The organism is Sphaerotilus uruguayifluvii (assembly GCF_013294065.1).
Classification (GTDB): Bacteria; Pseudomonadota; Gammaproteobacteria; order Burkholderiales; family Burkholderiaceae_C; genus Sphaerotilus; species Sphaerotilus uruguayifluvii.
Map to the genome: position 1 here is coordinate 212687 of NZ_JABSNM010000001.1, position 20457 is coordinate 233143.

The 20457-nt window shown below is 71.4% G+C and carries 16 protein-coding genes; 8 read left to right on the top strand and 8 right to left on the bottom strand.

Annotated elements, in window-relative coordinates; all coding sequences use genetic code 11:
* Positions 1–7: 7 nt before the first annotated feature.
* The 4 genes from HNQ01_RS00950 to HNQ01_RS00965 form a co-directional block, all read right to left on the bottom strand.
* Positions 8–3841 (bottom strand): tetratricopeptide repeat protein, encoded by a 3834-nt coding sequence (locus HNQ01_RS00950; protein ID WP_173803439.1) that lies wholly within the window; start codon positions 3839–3841, stop codon positions 8–10.
* The gene (locus HNQ01_RS00955; RefSeq protein ID WP_173803440.1) at positions 3807–6647 is read right to left on the bottom strand and encodes a bifunctional glycoside hydrolase/polysaccharide deacetylase family protein; all 2841 of its coding nucleotides are present in this window, start codon (positions 6645–6647) and stop codon (positions 3807–3809) included. Before HNQ01_RS00955 ends, HNQ01_RS00950 begins: the two co-directional genes overlap by 35 nt.
* Positions 6648–6885: 238 nt before the next feature.
* Positions 6886–7572 carry a hypothetical protein gene (locus HNQ01_RS00960; protein WP_286180385.1) on the bottom strand — a complete coding sequence of 229 codons (687 nt, stop codon included), beginning with the start codon at positions 7570–7572 and terminating at the stop codon, positions 6886–6888.
* 154 nt (positions 7573–7726) lie between these two features.
* On the bottom strand, positions 7727–8536 hold the full coding sequence (locus HNQ01_RS00965) for an exodeoxyribonuclease III (protein WP_173803441.1): 810 nt from the start codon (positions 8534–8536) through the stop codon (positions 7727–7729).
* Positions 8537–8554: 18 nt separating this feature from the next.
* On the opposite strand from HNQ01_RS00965, the gene pyrE reads away from it, so the two are divergent.
* Both pyrE and HNQ01_RS00975 read left to right on the top strand, forming a co-directional pair.
* Complete coding sequence (pyrE, locus tag HNQ01_RS00970; protein WP_173803442.1) at positions 8555–9250, top strand: orotate phosphoribosyltransferase; 696 nt, start codon at positions 8555–8557, stop codon at positions 9248–9250.
* The gene (locus HNQ01_RS00975) at positions 9247–9918 is read left to right on the top strand and encodes a hypothetical protein (protein WP_173803443.1); all 672 of its coding nucleotides are present in this window, start codon (positions 9247–9249) and stop codon (positions 9916–9918) included. The genes pyrE and HNQ01_RS00975 overlap by 4 nt, the downstream gene beginning before the upstream one ends.
* Here the strand turns inward: HNQ01_RS00975 and HNQ01_RS00980 are convergent, their stop codons facing one another.
* From HNQ01_RS00980 to HNQ01_RS00990, 3 genes are all read right to left on the bottom strand, one after another.
* Entirely contained in the window at positions 9919–11058 is a 1140-nt protein-coding gene (locus HNQ01_RS00980; RefSeq protein ID WP_173803444.1) for a branched-chain amino acid ABC transporter substrate-binding protein, read from the bottom strand.
* Positions 11059–11139: 81 nt separating this feature from the next.
* The gene (gene gatB / locus HNQ01_RS00985; RefSeq protein WP_173803445.1) at positions 11140–12591 is read right to left on the bottom strand and encodes an Asp-tRNA(Asn)/Glu-tRNA(Gln) amidotransferase subunit GatB; all 1452 of its coding nucleotides are present in this window, start codon (positions 12589–12591) and stop codon (positions 11140–11142) included.
* A 111-nt stretch (positions 12592–12702) separates the two neighbouring features.
* Positions 12703–13293, bottom strand: coding sequence for an Lcl domain-containing protein (locus tag HNQ01_RS00990; protein ID WP_173803446.1), 591 nt, complete (start codon positions 13291–13293; stop codon positions 12703–12705).
* A 146-nt stretch (positions 13294–13439) separates the two neighbouring features.
* Here HNQ01_RS00990 and HNQ01_RS00995 point away from each other — a divergent pair, with 146 nt between their 5' ends.
* The gene (locus HNQ01_RS00995) at positions 13440–13946 is read left to right on the top strand and encodes a TlpA disulfide reductase family protein (RefSeq protein ID WP_173803447.1); all 507 of its coding nucleotides are present in this window, start codon (positions 13440–13442) and stop codon (positions 13944–13946) included.
* A 33-nt stretch (positions 13947–13979) separates the two neighbouring features.
* Here the strand turns inward: HNQ01_RS00995 and HNQ01_RS01000 are convergent, their stop codons facing one another.
* Positions 13980–15161 carry a class I SAM-dependent rRNA methyltransferase gene (locus tag HNQ01_RS01000; protein ID WP_173803448.1) on the bottom strand — a complete coding sequence of 394 codons (1182 nt, stop codon included), beginning with the start codon at positions 15159–15161 and terminating at the stop codon, positions 13980–13982.
* Positions 15162–15497: 336 nt separating this feature from the next.
* Between HNQ01_RS01000 and HNQ01_RS01005 the strand changes: the two genes are divergently transcribed.
* The 5 genes from HNQ01_RS01005 to HNQ01_RS01025 all read left to right on the top strand — a co-directional run bounded on the left by HNQ01_RS01005 (position 15498) and on the right by HNQ01_RS01025 (position 20455).
* Complete coding sequence (locus HNQ01_RS01005) at positions 15498–16808, top strand: ABC transporter substrate-binding protein (RefSeq protein ID WP_173803449.1); 1311 nt, start codon at positions 15498–15500, stop codon at positions 16806–16808.
* 134 nt (positions 16809–16942) lie between these two features.
* Positions 16943–17803 carry a carbohydrate ABC transporter permease gene (locus HNQ01_RS01010; RefSeq protein ID WP_173803450.1) on the top strand — a complete coding sequence of 287 codons (861 nt, stop codon included), beginning with the start codon at positions 16943–16945 and terminating at the stop codon, positions 17801–17803.
* Positions 17804–17823: 20 nt separating this feature from the next.
* A complete protein-coding gene (locus HNQ01_RS01015; protein WP_173803451.1) occupies positions 17824–18654 on the top strand; it encodes a carbohydrate ABC transporter permease in 831 nt (276 codons plus the stop codon).
* Positions 18655–18689: 35 nt separating this feature from the next.
* On the top strand, positions 18690–19721 hold the full coding sequence (locus tag HNQ01_RS01020) for an ABC transporter ATP-binding protein (RefSeq protein WP_173803452.1): 1032 nt from the start codon (positions 18690–18692) through the stop codon (positions 19719–19721).
* Positions 19721–20455 (top strand): SDR family oxidoreductase, encoded by a 735-nt coding sequence (locus tag HNQ01_RS01025; RefSeq protein ID WP_217427356.1) that lies wholly within the window; start codon positions 19721–19723, stop codon positions 20453–20455. Before HNQ01_RS01020 ends, HNQ01_RS01025 begins: the two co-directional genes overlap by 1 nt.
* The last annotated feature ends 2 nt before the right edge of the window (positions 20456–20457 follow it).

The window sequence follows — 20457 nt, forward strand, 5'->3', positions numbered from 1 at the left end:
TGGAAGGTCAGAACGGCAGCAGGTAGCGCACCGAGATCGCGCGCGAGTCGCCGCCGGGGCCGGATCGGGTCGCGTTCCACTGCACCATCAGCCGGTCGCCGCCGAACAGCCGTCCGGCCGCGCCGATGCCGGCGCTCCAGCCGCTGCCGAGCCGGCTGTGCGTCGTCAGGTCCGCGTCGACGAAGGGGCGCCAGGCGCGGCTGAAGCCCTCGCGCGCGCCCAGCCCGGCGCTCAGGCCGATGCCGTGCAGCGCGTAGTCGTCCGGCACGAAGAAGCCGCTGCCGGGCAGGCTGGCGTCGGCGGTCAGCGCGGCGGTCCAGCCCGGCAGCGGGCCGGCGTCGGCGCGGTAGCGGCCGTACTGGCCGAACAGCCGCAGCGACAGGTCGGGTGCGGCGCCGCGCAGCACCTGCGCGACCTGCCAGTCCAGGCGGGTCGCGCGGCCCAGCGCGGTGCCGTCCTGCAGCGACAGCCGGTCGCTGCGCAGCGCCAGCCGCACCGGGTTGAAGGTCGACAGCCGCCAGTCGGCCTCGAGCTGCACGCCGCTGCGCCGCCCGGCGGCCGCCAGCGCGGTGCTGTCGTCGGCGCGTGCGTTCAGCACCGCGCTGGCGCGCAGCTGCAGCCGGCCGAGCGGGCGCAGCGCCAGCGTCAGTGCCGCGGTCGGGAAGTCGCGCTCGGCCGAGCGTGCGCCCAGCGAGAGCTCGGTGTCGATGGCGCGGTCGGGCTGCCATTGCAGCGTCGCGCCGATCTCGCGGTCGACCGCCGCGACCTGCCCGAGCGCGAGGCCGTCGCCGTGCTGGCTGGCGTGGCGCGCCTGCAGCGCCAGCCGGCTGCGCTCGCCCAGCGGCAGCTGCAGCCCGAGGCTGCGCACGTCGGCGCGCAGGCCGTCGCGGCGGTGCTCCAGACCGAACTCGACGCGGCGCGAGCGTGCCCAGGCGACCTCGGCATGGGCCTCGTGCAGCGCGTCGTCGTCGTGCAGCTCCAGCCAGGACGCGCGCAGCGCCTGGGCGCGGCCGTCATGGCCGAGCGCCTGCAGCGCCTCGGCCTGCAGCGCCGGCGGCAGCCGCGCGCCGTCGGGGCGCTCGAGCAGCCGGCCGACCTCGTCGAGATCGCCCTCGTGCAGCGCCATCGCCATCGAGATCCAGGTCGGCGTCAGCACCGTGCGGCCGTGATGGCGCCACAGCCACAGCCGCGCCTCGTCGTGGCGCTCCGAGGCCATCAGCCAGTCGAGCACCAGATCGCGCGCGGCCGCGGCGACGCGCGGATCGCTGCTGTCGCCGACCAGGCCGCCGGGCGCGAGCAGGTCGCGGATCACGCGCAGGTCGCCGTCGCCCTGCGAGGTCGCCAGCAGCAGGCGCGCGCGCTGCAGCCTCAGCGCCTGGCGCTCGGCCGGCGCCTTCGTGTCGGTGCGCAGCGCCAGCGCGCGCAGCTGCCGGCGCGTCAGCTCCAGCGCATGGTGGCGCACCGCCTGGCCCGCCGCGCCCTGGCCGGCGGCGTCGAGCACGTCGGCGTAGGCGGCGTTCCACAGCGCGTCGTCGCGGTGCAGCGGGGCCTGGCGGCGCCAGAAGGGCAGCGCGCGCCGCGGCAGGTCGAGCTCGACGTAGCCGGCGGCGTAGGCCGCGTCGTAGGCCGGGTCGGCCTGCGCCTCCTCCAGCCAGGTGCCGAGCAGGCGCTGCAGCTCGCCGCGGCCGCCGGACTCGACCAGCAGGAACAGGAAGGCGGTGCGGGTGCCGACATGGTCGGGCGCGGCGTCGAGCGCGCGGCGCATGTCCGCCACCGCCGCGAGCAGCTCGCCGCGGGCCTGGCGCCACTGCGCGCGCAGCATCCAGAAATAGGACTCGCGGTCGAGCCGCTGCAGCGCCTCGCCGTCGACCGCCGCGAACAGCGCCTCCATGCCGGCGAGGTCGCGCCGCTCCCAGCGCAGGTCCAGCGCGGTCAGCAGGTAGCCGTCGAGCTTCAGCCTTCGCCAGGCGCGCTCGGCGAAGGCGGCCGCGGCCCCCGGATCGCTCTCGCGCAGCAGCTGGATCTGGCGGTCGGCCTCGGTCGCGTCGAAGTCCTCGCGTGCGGTCACGATCGCCAGCGCCTGGCGCGCCTCGGTCTCGCGCTGCAGCGTCCAGGCCAGCGAGCCCATCAGCCGCCACCAGGCGATGTCGTCGGGCGGCACGCGCGCGGCCAGCGGCTGCATCGCCTCGAAGGCCGCCTGCGGATCGGCGCGCAGCGCCAGCAGCGTCGCCAGCCGGGCCGAGCGTGCCGGCGTCATGCCGTCGCGCGCGGCCAGGCGGCGCAGCGCGTCGATCGCCGCCGGCATCTCGCCCATGCGCTCGTCCAGGTCGGCCTCGGCCTGCAGCAGCCGCGACGAGGCCTGGCGGCGCTGCGCCTCGCGCAGCCAGACGAGGCCTTCCTCGGGGCGGCCGAGCCGCTCGGTCATCGCCACCAGGCCGAGCACCTCGTCGTCGCCGAGGCGGCGCAGCTGCGCCACCTCGCGCCAGGTCGCCAGCAGCGCCTCGTCGTCGTTGAGGCCCGGGGCCAGGCGCTGCACGCCGGCCAGCGCGCGCTGCTGCAGCGCCGCGTCGCGGCTCAGCGTGGCCAGCCGCGCCAGCTCCTGCCACAGCGGCAGCGACTGCGCCGCCCGGCCGGACCATTCGCCGACCTGGGCCAGGCGCTCCATCCAGACCGTGTCCTGAGGGCGCTGGCGCACCGCGGCGGCCGCCACCCGCCAGGCCTCGTCGAGCCGGCGGCTGGCCAGGAAGGTCTGCCAGGCCAGGGTGTAGGCCTCGTCGTCGAAGGGCAGGCGCGGATCGCCGACTCCGGCCGGCGGCAGCAGCGGCGCGGCCGCGCCCTCCGGTGCCGAGGCCGAGGGGGCGGGGGACGCGGGGGACGCCGGCGCGGCCTGCGCCGCCGGCAGCAGCGCCTCGACCCAGGGGCCGATCGCCGCCAGCCAGGCCGGCGAGCCCGGCGCCTGCGCGCCCATGCGCAGCAGCCGGCGTGCATAGCGCTCGGCCTCGTCGGGCCGACCGGCCGCCAGCGCCAGCCGGGTCAGGTACTCGAGCATCTCGCGGTCGTCGCCGACCAGCGCGTCGTGGCGCTCGGCCAGCGCCAGCGCCTCGCCGAGCCGGTTGCCCGACTGCAGGATGCGCAGCGCCTCGCGCAGGTGCTGGCGCCGGCGCTCCGGCGGCACCACCTCGATCGCGCGGGCATGCAGCTGCGCCGCGCCGGCGTGGTCCTGCGCCCAGATCGCGGTGCGCACCGCCTCGGCGAACCAGGGCTGGCGGTCGGCGTCGGCGTCGAAGCGGATGCGTGCATGGAAGCGCTGCGCCAGCCCGAGCTGCTCCAGCGCGACCGCCTTGCGCGCCCAGTCGAGCAGGTCCGGCGTCGGCCACTCCAGCAGCAGCCGGTCCTGCAGCGCCGAGACCTGCTGCAGCCGCAGCAGGCGCGCCGCGTCGCTGCCCGGCGGCGCGGCGTTGGCGCGCAGCTCCAGCAGCTGGTAGTTCAGCCGCGACAGCCGCAGCCGCGTCTCCGTGCTGGCGATCAGCCGGCCCTGCATCGGCGCCAGCGCCGCCTCGGCGCGGTCGGCCTGCTTCAGCGCGAAGTGGCGCTCGGCCAGCAGCATGCGCAGCTCGTCGTTGTCGGGCTCGCTGGTCAGCAGGTTGGCCAGGTAGCTGACGCTGAGCTCGTCGTTGCGCGGCTCGGCGCGCAGCCGCTCCATCAGCTCCTGGCGCGGGAAGAGCTGCACCAGCGCGACGACGACCATGCCCGCGACCGCGAGCAGGCCGCCGGTCGACAGGATGCGCGCCCGCAGCCCGGTGGCGTCAGGGGCAACCAATCGTGAGCGTCTCTGTTCCATCGCGGGAAGTGGCGTAGTGGTGGAGGCCGTCGGCGACGCGCACGGCCCCGAGGCGGCGGCCGTCGAGGCTGACGCTGCAGCCGGCCGGATGGCGAAGGCTCAGGCTCAGCGGCACATGGCCGCTCAGCCGCAGCCGCGTGGTGGTGCCGTCGCGCTCGAAGGCGTCGATGCGGGCATTGGCCTCGGCGACGGACGTCGCGGCGTCGGCGCGCTCGCCCAGCGCGATCCAGGCCTGGTCGGCGGCGACATGCACATAGCGCTCGCCGGCGGCGGCCTCGTTCCAGCCGGCCACGCCGAGGCTGGCGCCGACCTGCGGCACGCCGGCCTCGGCCGGCAGGCGCAGCTCGCGCAGCGCGCGGGTGCCGCGCACCAGGAAGCCGCCGTCGCCGCGCGCCACGACGATGTCCTCGTGGTCGAGCGCCTTGCGGACCCAGTCCGAGGTGAAGACCGGGTGCAGCGGCTGCGCCATCGCCCAGCGCCAGGCGCGCTGCAGCGCCTCCAGCGAGGCACGGCGCGAGGCGGCGTAGGTGTGGAAGTACAGGTTGACCGGCTTGAGCCGGTAGGGCCGCTCGGTCAGCTCGAAGGTCTGGATCACCCGCTCGTGGCCGTACAGCGGCCCGGTGAACAGGTTGGTGTAGACGTTCTCGTTCTGGTTCGGCGCGTAGACCTGGTAGTGCTCGCCCTTGCGGATGCCCAGCGGCGCGACGTGCGTGTAGGACGGCTGCGCGCGCGTGGCGATCGTCTCGCCGCCGTTGATCGACAGCACGCCGGCGCGCTCGACCGCCGCCAGCGTCGCCTCGCCCGGGTTGGTGTTGCCGCTCCACTGCAGCAGCACCACCTTCTTGCCCGGCGGCGCCAGCCGCGACTCGATGTAGCGGATCGAGCCGCCGATCTCGCGCTCGGCGTCGAAGCGGTAGCCGGGGATGTCCAGCGCATAGCCCTTGCCGAAGGCGCCGCGCTCGACCTCGCTCCACTCGAAGGGGTGCGAGAAGGTGTGCGAGGCGATCTCGACATGCGGCAGCGCGAACATGCGCCGCGCCAGCGCCTCCATCTGCGGCGCCAGCTTCGGGTAGAGCCCGTGCGGCGCGACCTCGCCCTCGATCACCGACATCGTGATCGGCACGCGGTAGCGCTCGAGGATCTCGCGCAGCAGCACCTCGCTGGCCAGCGGCGCACCGGGCAGGTCGCTGCGGTTCGGGAAGCCGTCGCCGTCGATGTGCACCAGCAGCAGGCGCCGGCCGCTCTCGGTGGTCGTGTCGGGCACCGGCATCGCCGGCAGCGCCAGCGCGCGGCGCAGGAAGGCGATCGGATCGAGGGTCCAGCGGAACTCGTCGCGCCCGGCCGCCAGCCCGGCCAGGCCCAGGCCCGGCCAGACATAGCCGCCCCAGGGCGTCAGCGCGATGGCGTCCATCGTCGCGCCGGTGGCGTCGCGCATCTGCAGCATCACCTCGGAGTCCGGCGGCGCGGCCAGCCGCACGAAGTCGAGCCGGCCGGCCACCGGCATGGCCTCGAAGCCGATCGCCGGGTCCTTGCGGCTGAAGGTGACCGGCGCCACCGCCGGCGCGGCCCCGTTCGGCCGGCGCAGCCCCAGCACCGACTCCAGCACGCCGGCTTCGCCCAGGCCGGGCCAGCCGAAGGACGCCACATGCAGGCCCTCGCCGATGGCCTCGCGCAGCAGCGCCGCGGTGGCCGGGCGCGAGCGGTCGTTGCTGAACAGCGTGACCACGCCGGCCAGCGGACCGAGCCGGCGCAGCGCCGGCAGCGGCTGCTCGTCCGGATTGACGAAGACCGGCACCAGGCCGAGGTGCTGCAGCGGCATCGCCAGGAAGCGGAAGGCCTCGGCGTAGGTCAGCTCGGCGCTGTCGCGCGCCACCGGCGCGTCATGCAGCACCAGCACGCGCCGCGGCAGCACCTCGATCGCGCCGAGGCCGAGCACGTCATGCTCCGGCGCGGCGATCCACGGGATGAAGCCGTGCGCGCGGATGCGCCGCGCCGTCTCGCGGGCCAGCGCCCGCTCGCCCGGAGCGACATAGTCGATCGCCAGCACCGGCAGGCGATGGCGCTCGCGCACCTCGCCCAGGCGTGCCAGCAGCCAGTCGCGGTCGGCCTGCGCGACCGCGCGGTAGCGCAGCGTCGCCGGATTCCAGCCCCGGTACAGCGACTCGGCCGCGACCATGTCCACCAGCGGCGCGATCTGCGGCAGGACCTCGAAGCCGCGGTTCGTCACCAGCTTCGCGTCGGGAAAGGCCGCGCGCAGCGCCTGCACCACGCGCACCAGGCCGGCCTCCTGCTCGGCGCGCTCCTCGGGCGTGCGCGCGGCGAGCTGGTAGGAGTCCATCGTGTCGAGGAAGAAGCCGCGGTAGCCGAGCTGCCACTGCGGCCGCGCGACATGCTCGACGAACCAGGCGGGCCAGTCGGCCGGGCGCTGGTCGATCACCGAGCTGTTCCAGTCGCGGTTGCGGCTGATGCGCCAGGCCGCGGGCACCTCGTCGTGGCGGGCGCTGTGGCGGCTGACCTCGCCGACCGAGACGTAGGCGAGAAAGCGGGTGTGGGGCGCGGCGCGCACCCGGGCGGCGATGTCGCCGTGGTAGGCCGGCTCCAGCACGACCCAGTCGAAGGCGGCCAGCTCGGTCCAGGGCGGATGCTCGCCGTAGAACAGCGCCACGCTCGGGTCCGCGGCCCGGGCCGGCGCGACCAGCGCCAGCAGCAGCGCCAGACCGATCAGCAGCCGCGACACCAGTCCGTCCAGCCGCCCCGGCAGCGGGCAGGTCCGCCGAAGCTCCTTGCGCTCTTCCGCGTGACGCACCCGATCCCTCCCTCTGTTCAATATGAAAAAGTCAAGTAATTTTTCCGCTCTTTCTGATTATTTGTGAAAACAGGGGGATGGGTACTGATGCGTGCCTTAGCCTGGGGCGGGCGTAACCAAACCGAAAGAAAGCAGCAACGATGCGGCGCGTCCATCCTGGCGGCACGAAGACGAAGGCGCCCCCTCCTTGCGGAAGGGGCGCCCTGCGGGATCGGCGTGCCGGCGCTGCCGGCCGGGATCAGAAGCTGTAGCCGACGGTGAAGCTGATCTGCGGGATCGCGCGAACCTTGCCGGCGCCGTCGCGCAGCTCGGCCAGTTCCTTGTCGAGGTTGGCCTGGATGTCGGGCTGGCTCGCCAGCGCGCCGCGCACCGTCGCGCTGACCTTGGCGCGGCCGATCAGCGCACCGACGTCGGCGCCGAAGCGCCAGCCCGAGGCGCTCTGGTGGCCCCAGCCGATGCCCAGATAGGGCGTCACGCTCGGGAACTTGACCTCGACGTTCAGGCCGTCGGCGGCGGTGGTGGTGTAGGTGCGGTCGCCGATGGTCAGCGAGCCGTTCGCGCCGGAGGCGTCGAGGCTGACCTTGTACTGGTTCGAGCTCAGGCCGCCGGTCAGGCGGAAGCTGCCCTGGAACGGGAACCAGTCGGCCAGCACCGCCAGGCGGTGCAGCTTGTACCGGCCCTCGTAGTTGATGCCTTCCTCGGTGGTCGACTTCGAGCGCGAGCCCATCGTCATGAAGTCGGCGCGCACGGTGAAGCTGCTGTCGAGCGGGTGGGCGTAGCCGATGCCGATGCCGGGCAGGCCGGCATTCATGTAGACCTCGCCGGCGCGGGCCTGCGGGGCCAGCGCGGCGCCGGCCAGGACCAGCAGCGTCGGCAGCAGGGCGGTCCTGCGGATCTCGGTGCGGCGGGATGTCGTCGTCGTCATGGTGTCGGTCCTCCTTCGGTGACGGGGTGGGGCGGGGGGCGGATCGCGGCGATCCGTCCTGCGTCGTCCTTCACAGCCTAGGCAGGTACCGTCGGGGCAGCATCGGCCATCAGGTGGACAGGCCACGGCCATCTTTCACTTGACGTGAGGAGGGTCACGCCAGCGCGGTGTCGTAGTCGATGGTCAGCGGCGCGTGGTCGCTGAACCAGCTGTCCTTGTAGATCGATGCGGCGCGCGCCGTCCCGGCCAGGCCGGGCGTGGCCAGGTGGTAGTCGATGCGCCAGCCGACGTTCTTCGCCCGCGCCTGCCCGCGGTTGCTCCACCAGGTGTAGCAGGCGTCGGTGGTGTCGGGATGCAGGTGGCGGTAGACGTCGACCAGGCCGCCGCCGCCCGCGTCGAGCGGTGTCAGCAGCGTCGTCATCCAGGCGCGCTCCTCGGGCAGGAAGCCGGAGTTCTTCAGGTTGCCCTTCCAGTTCTTCAGGTCCGCCTCGCGGTGCGCGATGTTGACGTCGCCCATCAGCACGAACTCGCGCCCGCTCTGGCGCAGCGCGCGCAGGTGCGGCGCGATGCGGGCCAGGAAGCGGTATTTCGCCTGCTGGCGCTCCTCCGAGGATGAACCGCTCGGGAAGTAACAGCTGATGATGGACAGCCGCCGATGTGGCGAGTCGTAACGGGCTTCAAGGTAGCGCCCTTCCGCGTCGAACTCCTCGTCGCCGAGCCCGGCGATGACGTCGCTCGGCGTGACGCGACTGTAGACACCCACCCCCGAATAGCCCTTTTTCTGCGCGTGATGGAAGAAACCCTGCATCCCGTCGATGGCGGACAGCGCCGGGCTCAGGTCCGGAGCCTGTGCCTTGAGCTCCTGCACCCCCATACAATCGGCGCGTACCGATTCGACCCACGCGTGCAGGCCCTTGGTGGCCGCTGAGCGGATGCCATTGAGATTGAGGCTGACCAGACGCACGTGCAAAGACCTTCCGAGATGACGACCTCAGACGCAAGCTTCCCCCGCACCGATGCCCTCGCCCAGGATTTCGTGGCTTTCGCAGTCGACGCCGGCGTGCTGCGCTTCGGCGAGTTCAAGACCAAGGCGGGGCGGATGTCGCCCTATTTCTTCAACGCCGGCCTGTTCGATGATGGCGCCCGGCTGGGCCGCCTGGCCGAATTCTATGCACGCCGGCTGATCGACTCGGGCCTGGAGTTCGACATGCTGTTCGGCCCGGCCTACAAGGGCATCACGCTGGCGGCGGCGGTGGCCATCGAGCTGGCGCGCCTGGGCCGCAACGTGCCCTACGCCTACAACCGCAAGGAAGCCAAGGACCACGGCGAGGGCGGCACGCTGGTGGGCGCGCCGGTCAAGGGCCGGGTGCTGATCATCGACGACGTGATCTCGGCCGGCACCTCGGTGCGCGAGTCGATCGCGATGATCAAGGCCGCCGGCGCCACGCCCTGCGGCGTGACCATCGCGCTGGACCGCCAGGAGAAGGCCAGCGAGAACGGCGTCGATGCCGAGCACTCGGCGGTGCAGTTCGTCGAGCGCGACCTGGGCCTGTCGGTGGTGGCGATCGCCACGCTGGCCGACCTGCTGGCCTACCTGCGCGCGCAGCAGGACGCTCGCCTGGCCGGCAACCTGCCGGCGGTGCAGGCCTACCGCGACCGCTACGGGGTGCAGATGTGAGCCGCGCGGCGGCTCGCGTTCCCGTCGGGCTGGTGCTGGCCGCCGCGCTGGGCGCGGTCGCGCTGCCGGCGCGGGCCGACATCTATTCCTGCGTCAATGCCCGCGGCCAGCGCCTGACCGCCGATCGCCCGATCGCCGAGTGCATGGACCGCGAGCAGCAGGTGCGCGGCGCCGACGGCTCGGTGCGGCGCATCCTGCCGCCGTCGATGACCGCCGACGAGCGCTCGGCCGCCGAGGTGCGCCGCCGCCGCGACCAGCAGGCCGAGGACGCGCGCCGCGAGGCGGTGCGCCTCGACCGCAACCTGCTCAACCGCTACCCCGACGAGGAGCGCCACCGCCAGGCCCGCGAGGAGGCGCTCGAGCCGCTGCGCCACGCGCTGGCCGCCTCCGAGAAGCGCCTGGACGAGCTCGAGCGCGAGCGTCGCCAGCTGCGCGAGGAGGGCGAGTTCTACAAGGGCCGCGAGATGCCGCCGGCGCTGCGCCAGAAGTTCGACCAGAACGAGGCCGCCACCCAGGTCCAGAAGGACGTGATGCAGCACCACAAGGCCGAGATGCGGCGCATCAGCCAGATCCTCGACCAGGAGCTGGCGCGGCTGCGCCAGCTCTGGGCCGGCGCGGCGCCGGGCAGCCTGGCTGCACCGTCGCCCGCGCCGACCGCCGCGCGCTGATCAGAGGCTCTTCAGCGCGACGACGTCCTTGCCCTTGAAGGTGAAGACGGTCACGGCCGACGAGCGCAGGTCGTGGCGGCTGTCGTAGGCGTAGTCGCCGGCCACGCCGGCATGGCTGCCTCGGGCGATGTGCTCGGCGAGCTTCTTCGGGTCCAGCGACTGCGTGGCCTCGATCGCCGCGGCCAGCAGGTTGGCGCCGTCATGGAAGGCGGCGGCGTAGGTCAGCGGATCGCGCCTGTACTCGGCGCGGTAGCGCTCGACGAAGGCGCGGCCCCGGTCGCTGCGGTCCATCAGCGCGCCGCCCTGCGTGCAGTAGACGTTCAGGTCGGCGCTCATCTGCGCCAGCGTGGCCGTCTCCGACGAGCACAGCCCGTCGCCGCCGAGCAGCGGCGCCTTCAGCCCCAGCGAGCGCATCTGGCGCAGCATCGGGCCGGCCTGCGCCGAGTAGCCGCCGTAGAAGACCGCATCGGGCCTGGCGCCGCGCACGCCGGTCAGGATGGCGCTGAAGTCGGTCGCCTTGTCGCTGGTGTACTCCCGGGCGACGACCTTGATGCCGAGCTTCTGCGCCTGGTCGATGAACTCCTGCGCGACGCCCTGGCCGTAGGCGGTGCGGTCGTCGATCACCGCGATCGTGGCGACCTTCAGGTCCTGCGCCGCGTAGGTCGCCATCTTGGCGCCGAGCTGGTTGTCGGTCGCGCCGATGCGGAAGAGGTTGGCCTGGGCCGGCTGCGTGACCTTCGGGTTCGAGGCCACCGTCAGCACCAGCACGCCGGCGTCGGCGAAGACGCGCGAGGCTGGCAGCGTCACGCCGGAGTTGTAGGGCCCGAGCACGAACTTCAGGCCCTTGTCGACCAGCGCCTGCGCGACCTGCACGCCCTGGCGCGGATCGGCGCCGTCGTCCTGCACCTCCAGCTCGAACTGGACCGGCTTGCCGCCGACCTTGATCGCGCGCGCGTTGAGCGCCTTGATCGCCAGCTGTGCGCCGTCGCGGTTGTCGATGCCGCTGGCGGCCTGCGGGCCGGTCAGCGGGCTCATGAAGCCGATGCGCACGCGCTCCTGGGCGTGCAGCGGGCCGGCGGCGGCCAGACCGAAGCCGGCCAGCGCCAGCGCGTTCAGCCAGATCCTGCGGGATGTCGTCATGTCTCTCGATCCTGGTGGGACGAATGAAAAAGACCTGCGCCGGGTCGCGGCGCAGGCCGGGGTGTCGCTGGCGCGGCCGGATCAGCCCGCCAGCTTCTTCTTCAGCAGCTCGTTGACCTGGGCCGGGTTCGCCTTGCCCTTGGTCGCCTTCATCGCCTGGCCGACCAGCGCGTTGAAGGCCTTGTCCTTGCCGGCGCGGAATTCCTCGACCGACTTGGCGTTGGCCGCCAGCACCGCGTCGAGGATGGCCTCGAGCTCGCCGGTGTCGCTCATCTGCTTCAGGCCCTTGGCCTCGATGACGGCGTCGACGTCCGTGGTCTCGCCGCTCCACAGCGCGTCGAAGACCTGGCGGGCGGCGTTGTTCGAGATCGTGCCGTCCTGGATGCGGCGGATCAGCGCGCCCAGCAGCGCGGCGCCCACCGGCGCGGAGGCGATGTCGCCGCCGTCCGCGTTCAGGCGCTTGCTGATCTCGCCCATGATCCAGTTGGCCACCGGCTTCGGTGCGCCGCAGGCGGCCACCGCGGCCTGGAAGTAGTCGGCGGTGGCGCGGCTGGCGGTCATCATCGAGGCGTCGTAGGCTGGCAGGCCGTGCTCGGCCTGCAGGCGCTCGGCCAGCGCGGCCGGCAGCTCGGGCATCTCGCCGCGCACCCGCTCGACCCATTCCGGCGCGATCACCAGCGGCGGCAGGTCCGGGTCGGGGAAGTAGCGGTAGTCGTGCGCGTCTTCCTTGGTGCGCATCATGCGCGTCTCGCCGGTATCCGGGTCGAACAGCACGGTGGCCTGCTGGATCTCGAAGCCGTCCTCGATCTGGTCGATCTGCCAGTTGACCTCGAAATCGATCGCCTGCTGCAGGAAGCGGAAGCTGTTGAGGTTCTTGATCTCGCGCCGGGTGCCGAAGGGCTGGCCGGGGCGGCGCACCGAGACGTTGGCGTCGCAGCGGAACGAGCCTTCCTGCATGTTGCCGTCGCACAGGCCCAGCCACACCACCAGCGTGTGCAGCGCGCGGGCGTACTCGACCGCCTGCTTCGACGAGCGCAGCTCCGGCTCGGAGACGATCTCCAGCAGCGGGGTGCCTGCGCGGTTCAGGTCGATGCCGCTCATGCCGTGGAAGTCCTCGTGCAGCGACTTGCCGGCGTCCTCCTCCAGGTGGGCGCGCGTCAGGTTGATGCGGTGCTTCACGCCATCGACCAGGAAGTCGATGTGGCCGCCCTGCACGACCGGAATCTCGTACTGGCTGATCTGGTAGCCCTTGGGCAGATCCGGATAGAAGTAGTTCTTGCGGGCGAAGATCGACATCGGCGCGACGGTCGCGCCGACGGCCAGGCCGAACTGGATCGCACGCTCGACCGCGCCGCGGTTCATCACCGGCAGCACGCCGGGCAGCGCCAGATCGACCGCGCAGGCCTGGGTGTTGGGCTCGGCGCCGAAACGGGTCGAGGCACCGGAGAAGATCTTCGACTGGGTCGAGAGCTGGGCATGGGTCTCGAAGCCGATGACGACTTCGTAGCCACGCACGAGAAGGGAGGCGGTCATGGGGCGGGCGGTTTGCTGCAGCGCGGACGCAAAGCGGAAATGCTACGGCATCGCCGCGTCCCCCGGCAAAACTCCGGCTCCGCTTTCAGTCCCGGTCGCGCCCGGTCGCGTTCAGTCGCGCGGGCGCACCAGCCGCACCGGCAGCGGCGTGTCGCGCGGCATGTCCGGGCGGGCGCGGCCGCTGCGCGCGTCGATCGCCCAGGCGTGCAGGCCGTCGAGCCGGTCGTCGCTTTCGGTGGTGCGGCCGCGCATCACGTTGTCGTAGCTGTAGACGTTGACCGGACTGGCGTCGATGCTGGCCGAGGCGGTCCACTGCCAGTCCGGCGGCGTGTCCGGGAAGAGCCGCCCGAGCCCGCCGTCCATCGCGTCGCCGCGCTGCATCACCCGGCGCAGCTCGATCGCGCGCGGCACGCGCCAGGGCCGGCCGTCGGCCTGGCGCCGGGCCGCGGCCAGGTCGTTGGCCTGCGACTGCGTCACCCGCAGCGGCGTGCCGGTGCAGCGCCGGCCGTTCCAGCGCATGCCCTCGACGCAGCGCGCCCAGGCCAGGCCGCTGTCGATGTCGACCACGAGCTGGCCGTCGCGCGAGGGTGCGACCGTGCCGCGCGGCTCCGGTGCGGCCGCCGTCGCGCCTGCGGGCGGCAGCAGCGTCGCCAGCAGCAGCACGCCGGTGGCCAGGGGAAGCGAGGTCGGGAGTCTGCGCATGGGAGGGGCGAGGCCGGTGCGGGTCCGGGAACCCGGAGGGGGAAATCGGGAACGAAGCCTGGAACGAACCGGTTCATTGTCCGGCCCGTCCCGGCCCGCGTCCGCCCGAACAGCAGGCCTTCCGCTGCCTTAAACTCGTCCGCATCATGAAAGCCACCCGCATCGCCCTCGCCGCCGTCGTCGTTGCCGCTCTCGCCGTGACCGCCTCGTTCGCGGTCGGGGGCAAGGACCGGGCCCCGTCCATCAGCTACACGCTGCTCGACGGCACGAAGCAGACCTCCGAGCAGGCGCTCAAGGGCAAGGTGGTGCTGGTGAACTTCTGGGCGACGAGCTGCACCACCTGCGTCAAGGAAATGCCCCACATCATCGAGACGCACCAGAAGTACAAGGACAAGGGCTTCGAGACGCTGGCGGTGGCGATGAGCTACGACCCGCCGGCCTACGTCTCCAGCTTCGCCGAGTCGCGCCAGCTGCCCTTCAAGGTGGCGATCGACAACACCGGCGAGATCGCGCGCCAGTACGGCCAGGTGCAGCTCACGCCGACCACCTTCGTGCTGAACCGCAAGGGCGAGATCGTCAAGCGCTACGTCGGCGAGCCCGACTTCCAGCAGCTGCATCTGCTGCTGGAGAAGCTGCTGGCGGAGAACGCCTGAGCGCGCTCCCCGGCTTCGGTGCACCGGCGCTCGTCAGCGCTTCAGCAGCACCAGCCCCTTCAGATACTCGCCCTCGGGGAAGTTGACCGTGGTCGGGTGGTCGCTGGAGGCCTCCAGGCGCTGCAGGATGTAGGCGTCCACGCCGGCGTCCAGCCCGGCGCCGGCGACGATCTTGTGGAACAGCTCGGCGCCGATGCCGCCCGAGCATGAGAAGGTCAGCAGCAGGCCGCCGGGCTTGAGCAGCTTCAGGCCGAGGCGGTTGATGTCCTTGTAGGCGCGGCTGGCGCGGTCGGCGTGCGCGGCGCTGGGGGCGAACTTCGGCGGGTCGAGCACGATGGCGTCGAACTGGCGGCCGTCCTTCAGCATCTGGCGCAGTGTGCCGTTGACGTCGGCGTCCAGCGCGGTGTGGTGCGCGGGATCGAAGCCGTTGAGCTCGACATGCGCCGAGGCGCGCGCCAGCGCCGGGCCGGAGGAGTCGACGCTGACCACCTCGGTGGCGCCGCCGGCCAGCGCCGAGACGCTGAAGCCGCCGGTGTAGCTGTAGCAGTTCAGCACCGACTGGCAGCCGAGCTGGCGCACCAGCCGCGCGAACAGCGCCCGGTTCTCGCGCTGGTCGAGGTAGTAGCCGGTCTTGTGGCCTTCCTCGACGTCGACGGTGAGCCGGATGTCGTGCTCGTGCAGCGTCACGGTGGTCGAGCCCTCGCCGCGCAGCCAGCCCTTGACCGCCGGCAGGCCCTCCATCTGGCGCACGCCGGAGTCGCTGCGCTCGAACAGGCGCGTGCAGCCGGTGGCCGCCAGCAGCGCGTCGGCGATCTGCGGCTTCCAGCGCTCGGTGCCGGCGCTGAGGAACTGGGCGCTCAGGATGTCCTCGTAGCGGTCGACGATCAGGCCCGGCAGGCCGTCGGCCTCGCCGTGGATCAGGCGCACGCCGTTGCTGCGCAGCCCCAGGCGCGCACGCATCGCCACCGCCGCCTCGACGCGGCGGCGGAAGAAGTCGGCGTCGATGCGTTCGGCCTCGTCGAAGCTCCACGCCCGCACCCGGATCATCGAGCTCGGGCTGAACGCGGCCCAGGCCAGGAACTGGCCCGAGTGGCTCTCGACCCGCACGGTCTCGCCGGGGTCGGCCTTGCCTTTTTCGACACTGCCCTGGAACACCCAGGGATGCTTGCGCAGGAGCGAGCGCTCCTTGCCTTCACGCAGACGGATGACTTTCATGGGGCGGGATTGTCGCGCGAGCCGTCCGCTCCCGGCAGGTCCGCGACCTGCGATGACCGAGGAACACGCCAGTTTCGATGCTGCATTGCAGCGAATTGGCGCAAGAAAGTACAAATCTGTACTTTCTTCCGTGTACCTATGGAAAACCCGGGTCTGTGCGTGCAATGAAGTACAGGAATGGGCTGCATCCGTATCAATCGGTGCATCCGTCAGCACCTATCGTTGCGCCTGTCGATCGGGGCTGACCGCTCCAGCCCGGTGCCAGCGCTGCACCGCCGGGGCCCCGGCCGCTTCACCCGTAGTCCGTTCCTGTTCCATCCCGCGAGGAGACACATGATGAAACTGACGCTCAAGGCCTCCCTGGCCCTGGCCTTCGGCCTGACCGCCGGCCTGGCGAACGCCGCCACCGAACTGGTGATCGCCACCGTCAACAACGGTCACATGATCGAGATGCAGAAGCTGACGAAGCATTTCGAGCAGGCCAACCCGGACATCAAGGTCAAGTGGGTGACGCTGGAGGAAGGCGTGCTGCGCCAGCGCGTGACCACCGACATCGCCACCAAGGGCGGCCAGTTCGACATCATGACCATCGGCATGTACGAGGCGCCGATCTGGGGCAAGAAGGGCTGGCTGCAGGAACTGAAGACCGACGCCGCCTATGACGCCGACGACCTGCTGCCGGCGATCCGCAGCGGCCTGAGCGTCGACGGCAAGCTCTTCGCCGCGCCGTTCTACGGCGAGTCGTCGATGCTGATGTACCGCAAGGACCTGGCCGACAAGGCCGGCGTGAAGGTCGCCGACAAGCCGACCTGGACCGACATCAAGGACCTGGCCGCCAAGATCCACGACCCGAAGAACGGCGTGTACGGCATCTGCCTGCGCGGCAAGCCGGGCTGGGGCGACAACATGGCCTTCCTGTCGACGCTGGTGAACACCTTCGGCGGCCAGTGGTTCGACATGTCGTGGAAGCCGCAGCTGGAAAGCAAGCCCTGGAAGGACGCGATCAACTTCTACGTCGACCTGCTGAAGAACTACGGCCCTCCGGGCTCGTCGGCCAACAGCTTCAACGAGATCCTGGCGCTGACCAACGCCGGCAAGTGCGGCATGTGGATCGACGCCACCATCGCCGCCTCCTTCGTCAGCGATCCGAAGCAGTCCAAGGTCGCCGACCAGATGGCCTTCGCCCAGGCGCCGACGATGAACACGCCGAAGGGCGCCAACTGGCTGTGGTCGTGGAATCTGGCGATTCCGGCCGGTTCGAAGAAGGTCGACGCGGCGCAGAAGTTCATCACCTGGGCGACCAGCAAGGACTACATCCAGCTGGTGGCCAAGACCAACGGCTGGGCCAACGTGCCCACCGGCACCCGCAAGTCGACCTACGCGTCGCCGGAGTTCCAGAAGGCTGCCCGCTTCGCCGCCGCCGAGAAGGCCGCGATCGACAGCGCCAACCCGACCGACTCGACGCTGCCGAAGTCGCCCTACATCGGCGTGCAGTTCGCGGCGATCCCCGAGTTCCAGGCCATCGGCATCGCCGTCGGCCAGCAGATGAGCGCGGCCCTGGCCGGCAAGACCTCGGTCGACGCCGCCCTGAAGACCAGCCAGCAGGCGGCCGAGCGCGAGATGAAGAAGGCCGGCTACTACAAGTGAAGACGTGATGTAGCCGACTTCTCGACCCTCTCCCTGTGGTGAGGTGAGGCATGGCCGGCAGGCGTGGAGACGGGCCGGGGGGGCGACCTCCGACCCCCTCCACGACCTGACCGGCCGCGCACGATGGTGGACCCATGAACCGATTCCTGCCCCGCGCCCTGATGGCGCCTGCGGTGGCCACGCTCTTCCTGTGGATGATCGTGCCGCTGGTGATGACGCTGTACTTCAGCGTGATCCGCTACAACCTGATGCAGCCCGACCAGAGCGGCTTCGTCGGGCTCGAGAACTTCGAATACTTCGTCACCGACCCGTCGTTCACGACCTCGGTGATCAACACGCTGCTGCTGCTGGGCAGCGTCATCGTGATCACGGTGGGCCTGGGCGGCGCGATCGCGCTGCTGATCGACGACCCGTTCCCGGGCCGCGGCCTGGTGCGCATCCTGCTGATCAGCCCCTTCTTCGTCATGCCCACGGTCAACGCGCTGCTGTGGAAGCACATGATGATGAACCCGATCTACGGCGTGCTGGCGCAGGTCTGGCAGGCCTTCGGCGCCGCGCCCGTGGACTGGCTGACGGACTGGCCGCTGCTGAGCGTGATCATCATGGTGAGCTGGCAGTGGCTGCCGTTCGCGACGCTGATCTTCGTCACCGCGCTGCAGTCGATGGACCGCGAGCAGCTGGAGGCGGCGCGCATGGACGGCGCCAACTACCTGCAGCAGCTGCGCTACCTGTACCTGCCGCACATGAGCCGCTCGGTGGCGGTGGTGGTGATGATCGAGCTGATCTTCCTGCTCAGCGTGTTCGCCGAGATCTTCACGACGACCGGCGGCGGCCCCGGCGACGCCAGCACCAACATGGCCTTCCTGATCTTCAAGCAGGCGCTGCTGAACTTCGACGCGGGCGTGGCCTCGGCCGGTGCGCTGTTCGCGGTCGTGCTGGCCAACATCGCCGCAGCCTTCCTGATCCGTCTGGTCGGCAAGAGCCTGGACAAGTGAGCCTGCGAGGAAAGAATCCCATGTCCCGACCCTCGACCCTGACGCCAGTGCTGCTGGCGCGCACCGCGGCCGCCTGGCTGGTCACGCTGGTGCTGTTCTTCCCGCTGGGCTGGCTGGCGCTCACCGCCTTCAAGACCGAGCTGCAGGCCATCGCGGTGCCGCCGCAGGTCTTCTTCACCCCGACGCTGGAGAACTTCCACGAGGTGCAGGAGCGCAGCGACTACCTGCACTACGCCTGGAACTCGGTGGTGACCAGCGTGCTGTCGACGCTGCTGGGCCTGCTCCTGGCCGGCCCGGCCGCCTACGCGATGGCCTTCTTCAAGGGCCCGCGGACCAAGGACATCCTGATGTGGATGCTCTCCACCAAGATGATGCCGGCCGTCGGCGCCCTGGTGCCGGTCTACGTGATGGCACAGAAGACCGCGCTGCTCGACACGCAAGCAGGGCTGATCATCGTCTTCACCCTCTCCAACCTGCCGATCATGGTCTGGATGCTCTATTCGGGCTTCCGCGAGATTCCGCCCGAGATCCTGGAGGCCTCGCGCATGGACGGCGCCACGCTCTGGCAGGAGGCCACGAAAGTGCTGCTGCCGCTGTCGCTGGGCAGCTTCGCCTCCACCGGCCTGCTGTGCCTGGTGCTGAGCTGGAACGAGGCCTTCTGGTCGCTCAACCTCAGCGCCTCCAACGCCGGCACGCTGGCCGCGCTGATCGCGCAGTACTCCAGCCCCGAGGGGCTGTTCTGGGCCAAGCTGTCGGCCGCCTCGCTGCTGGCGATCGCCCCGATCGTCGTCTTCGGCTGGTTCAGCCAGAAGCAGCTGGTGCAGGGCCTGACCTTCGGCGCCGTGAAGTGACCGGCGCAGTCAACCATTCCACGAGACAACCTCCCATGGCCTACCTGCAACTCCAGGGCATCGAGAAGTTCTTCGGCGAGCACCGCGCCATCAAGGGCGTGGACCTCACCATCGAGAAGGGCGAGTTCATCGTCTTCGTCGGCCCGTCCGGCTGCGGCAAGTCCACGCTGCTGCGCCTGATCGCCGGCCTGGAGCACATCGACGGCGGCAACCTGATCCTCGACGGCCGCGACATCACCCACGCGCCCTCCTCCAAGCGCGACCTGGCGATGGTGTTCCAGAGCTACGCGCTCTACCCGCACATGAGCGTGTTCGAGAACATGAGCTTCGCGCTCAAGCTCGCCAAGGAAGACCCCGCCGTCATCCGCGAGAAGGTCGAGCGCGCCGCGAAGATCCTCAACCTGACCCAGTACCTGGAGCGCACCCCGAAGGCGCTGTCGGGTGGCCAGCGCCAGCGCGTGGCCATCGGCCGCGCCATCGTGCGCGCCCCGAAGGTCTTCCTCTTCGACGAGCCGCTCTCCAACCTGGACGCCGCGCTGCGCGGCCAGACCCGCGTCGAGATCGCCAAGCTGCACCGCGACCTGGGCGCCACCACCATCTACGTCACCCACGACCAGGTCGAGGCGATGACGCTGGCCGACCGCATCGTCGTGCTGCGCGACGGCCTGATCGAGCAGGTCGGCACCCCGCTGGAGCTCTACGACCGCCCCGCCAACCAGTTCGTCGCCCAGTTCATCGGCTCGCCGCAGATGAACGTGGTCGAGGGCCGCCACCTGCCGCAGGTGGCCGGCGTGCCCGCGGGGGGCTTCGTCGGCCTGCGTCCGGAGGACGTGACGCTGCAGGCGGCCGCCCAGGCCCCGGCCGGCGGCCTGCCGGGCACGGTCGAGCTGGTCGAGTCGCTCGGCGCCGAGACGCTGATCTACGTCACCGTCGACAGCGGCGCGCAGCTGGTCTCGCGCCAGCCGGTGCGCTCGAACCTGCACAACGGCGACCGCGTGGGCGTCTTCGTCGAGGCGGCCAATGCGCACCGCTTCGACGCCCAGGGCCGCGCCGCACGGGCAGGCTGATGATGAAGAACCGTCCTTTCGAAGGCCAGGTGGCCGCGATCACCGGCGCGGCCTCCGGCATCGGCCGCGCCAGCGCCGAGGCGCTGCTGGCCGGCGGTGCCCGCGTGGTGCTGGTCGACCGCGACGCCGCCGGCCTGGCGGCGATGCAGGCCGAGCATGGCGACGCGGTCATCCCGCTGCAGCTCGACCTGCTCGACGCCGCGCAGTGCCGCACGCTGGTGCCGCAGGTGCTGGCCCGGGCCGGCCGGCTCGACATCCTGCACGCCAACGCCGGGCTCTACATCGGCGGCGATCTGGTCGATGCCGACACCGATGCGATCGACCGCATGCTGCAGCTCAACGTCGCGGTGGTCATGAAGAACGTGCGCGACGCGCTGCCGCACATGATCGAGCGCGGCTCGGGCGACATTCTCGTCACCAGCTCGCTGGCGGCGCACTACCCCACGCCGTGGGAGCCGGTCTACGCGTCGTCCAAGTGGGCGATCGACTGCTTCGTGCAGACCACGCGCCGCCAGGTCTTCAGGCACGGCCTGCGGGTCGGCTCGATCTCGCCGGGCCCGGTGCTGACCGGCCTGATCGCCGACTGGCCCGCCGACAGGCTGGCCGAGGCACGCGCCTCCGGCAGCCTGATCGAGCCGGCCGAGATCGGCGAGGTCATCACCTTCATGCTGACCCGGCCGCGCGGCGTGACCATCCGCGACGTCGTGCTGATGCCCTCGAACTTCGATCTCTGAGC

Excerpts from the sequence above, each read along its gene's own strand:
- HNQ01_RS00950 (WP_173803439.1), bottom strand. The coding sequence starts at position 3,841 with ATGGAACAGAGACGCTCACGATTGGTTGCCCCTGACGCCACCGGGCTG.
- HNQ01_RS00960 (WP_286180385.1), bottom strand. The coding sequence starts at position 7,572 with ATGACGACGACGACATCCCGCCGCACCGAGATCCGCAGGACCGCCCTG.
- pyrE (WP_173803442.1), top strand. The coding sequence starts at position 8,555 with ATGACGACCTCAGACGCAAGCTTCCCCCGCACCGATGCCCTCGCCCAG.
- HNQ01_RS00980 (WP_173803444.1), bottom strand. The coding sequence starts at position 11,058 with ATGACGACATCCCGCAGGATCTGGCTGAACGCGCTGGCGCTGGCCGGC.
- gatB (WP_173803445.1), bottom strand. The coding sequence starts at position 12,591 with ATGACCGCCTCCCTTCTCGTGCGTGGCTACGAAGTCGTCATCGGCTTC.
- HNQ01_RS00990 (WP_173803446.1), bottom strand. The coding sequence starts at position 13,293 with ATGCGCAGACTCCCGACCTCGCTTCCCCTGGCCACCGGCGTGCTGCTG.
- HNQ01_RS00995 (WP_173803447.1), top strand. The coding sequence starts at position 13,440 with ATGAAAGCCACCCGCATCGCCCTCGCCGCCGTCGTCGTTGCCGCTCTC.
- HNQ01_RS01000 (WP_173803448.1), bottom strand. The coding sequence starts at position 15,161 with ATGAAAGTCATCCGTCTGCGTGAAGGCAAGGAGCGCTCGCTCCTGCGC.
- HNQ01_RS01005 (WP_173803449.1), top strand. The coding sequence starts at position 15,498 with ATGAAACTGACGCTCAAGGCCTCCCTGGCCCTGGCCTTCGGCCTGACC.
- HNQ01_RS01010 (WP_173803450.1), top strand. The coding sequence starts at position 16,943 with ATGAACCGATTCCTGCCCCGCGCCCTGATGGCGCCTGCGGTGGCCACG.
- HNQ01_RS01015 (WP_173803451.1), top strand. The coding sequence starts at position 17,824 with ATGTCCCGACCCTCGACCCTGACGCCAGTGCTGCTGGCGCGCACCGCG.
- HNQ01_RS01020 (WP_173803452.1), top strand. The coding sequence starts at position 18,690 with ATGGCCTACCTGCAACTCCAGGGCATCGAGAAGTTCTTCGGCGAGCAC.
- HNQ01_RS01025 (WP_217427356.1), top strand. The coding sequence starts at position 19,721 with ATGATGAAGAACCGTCCTTTCGAAGGCCAGGTGGCCGCGATCACCGGC.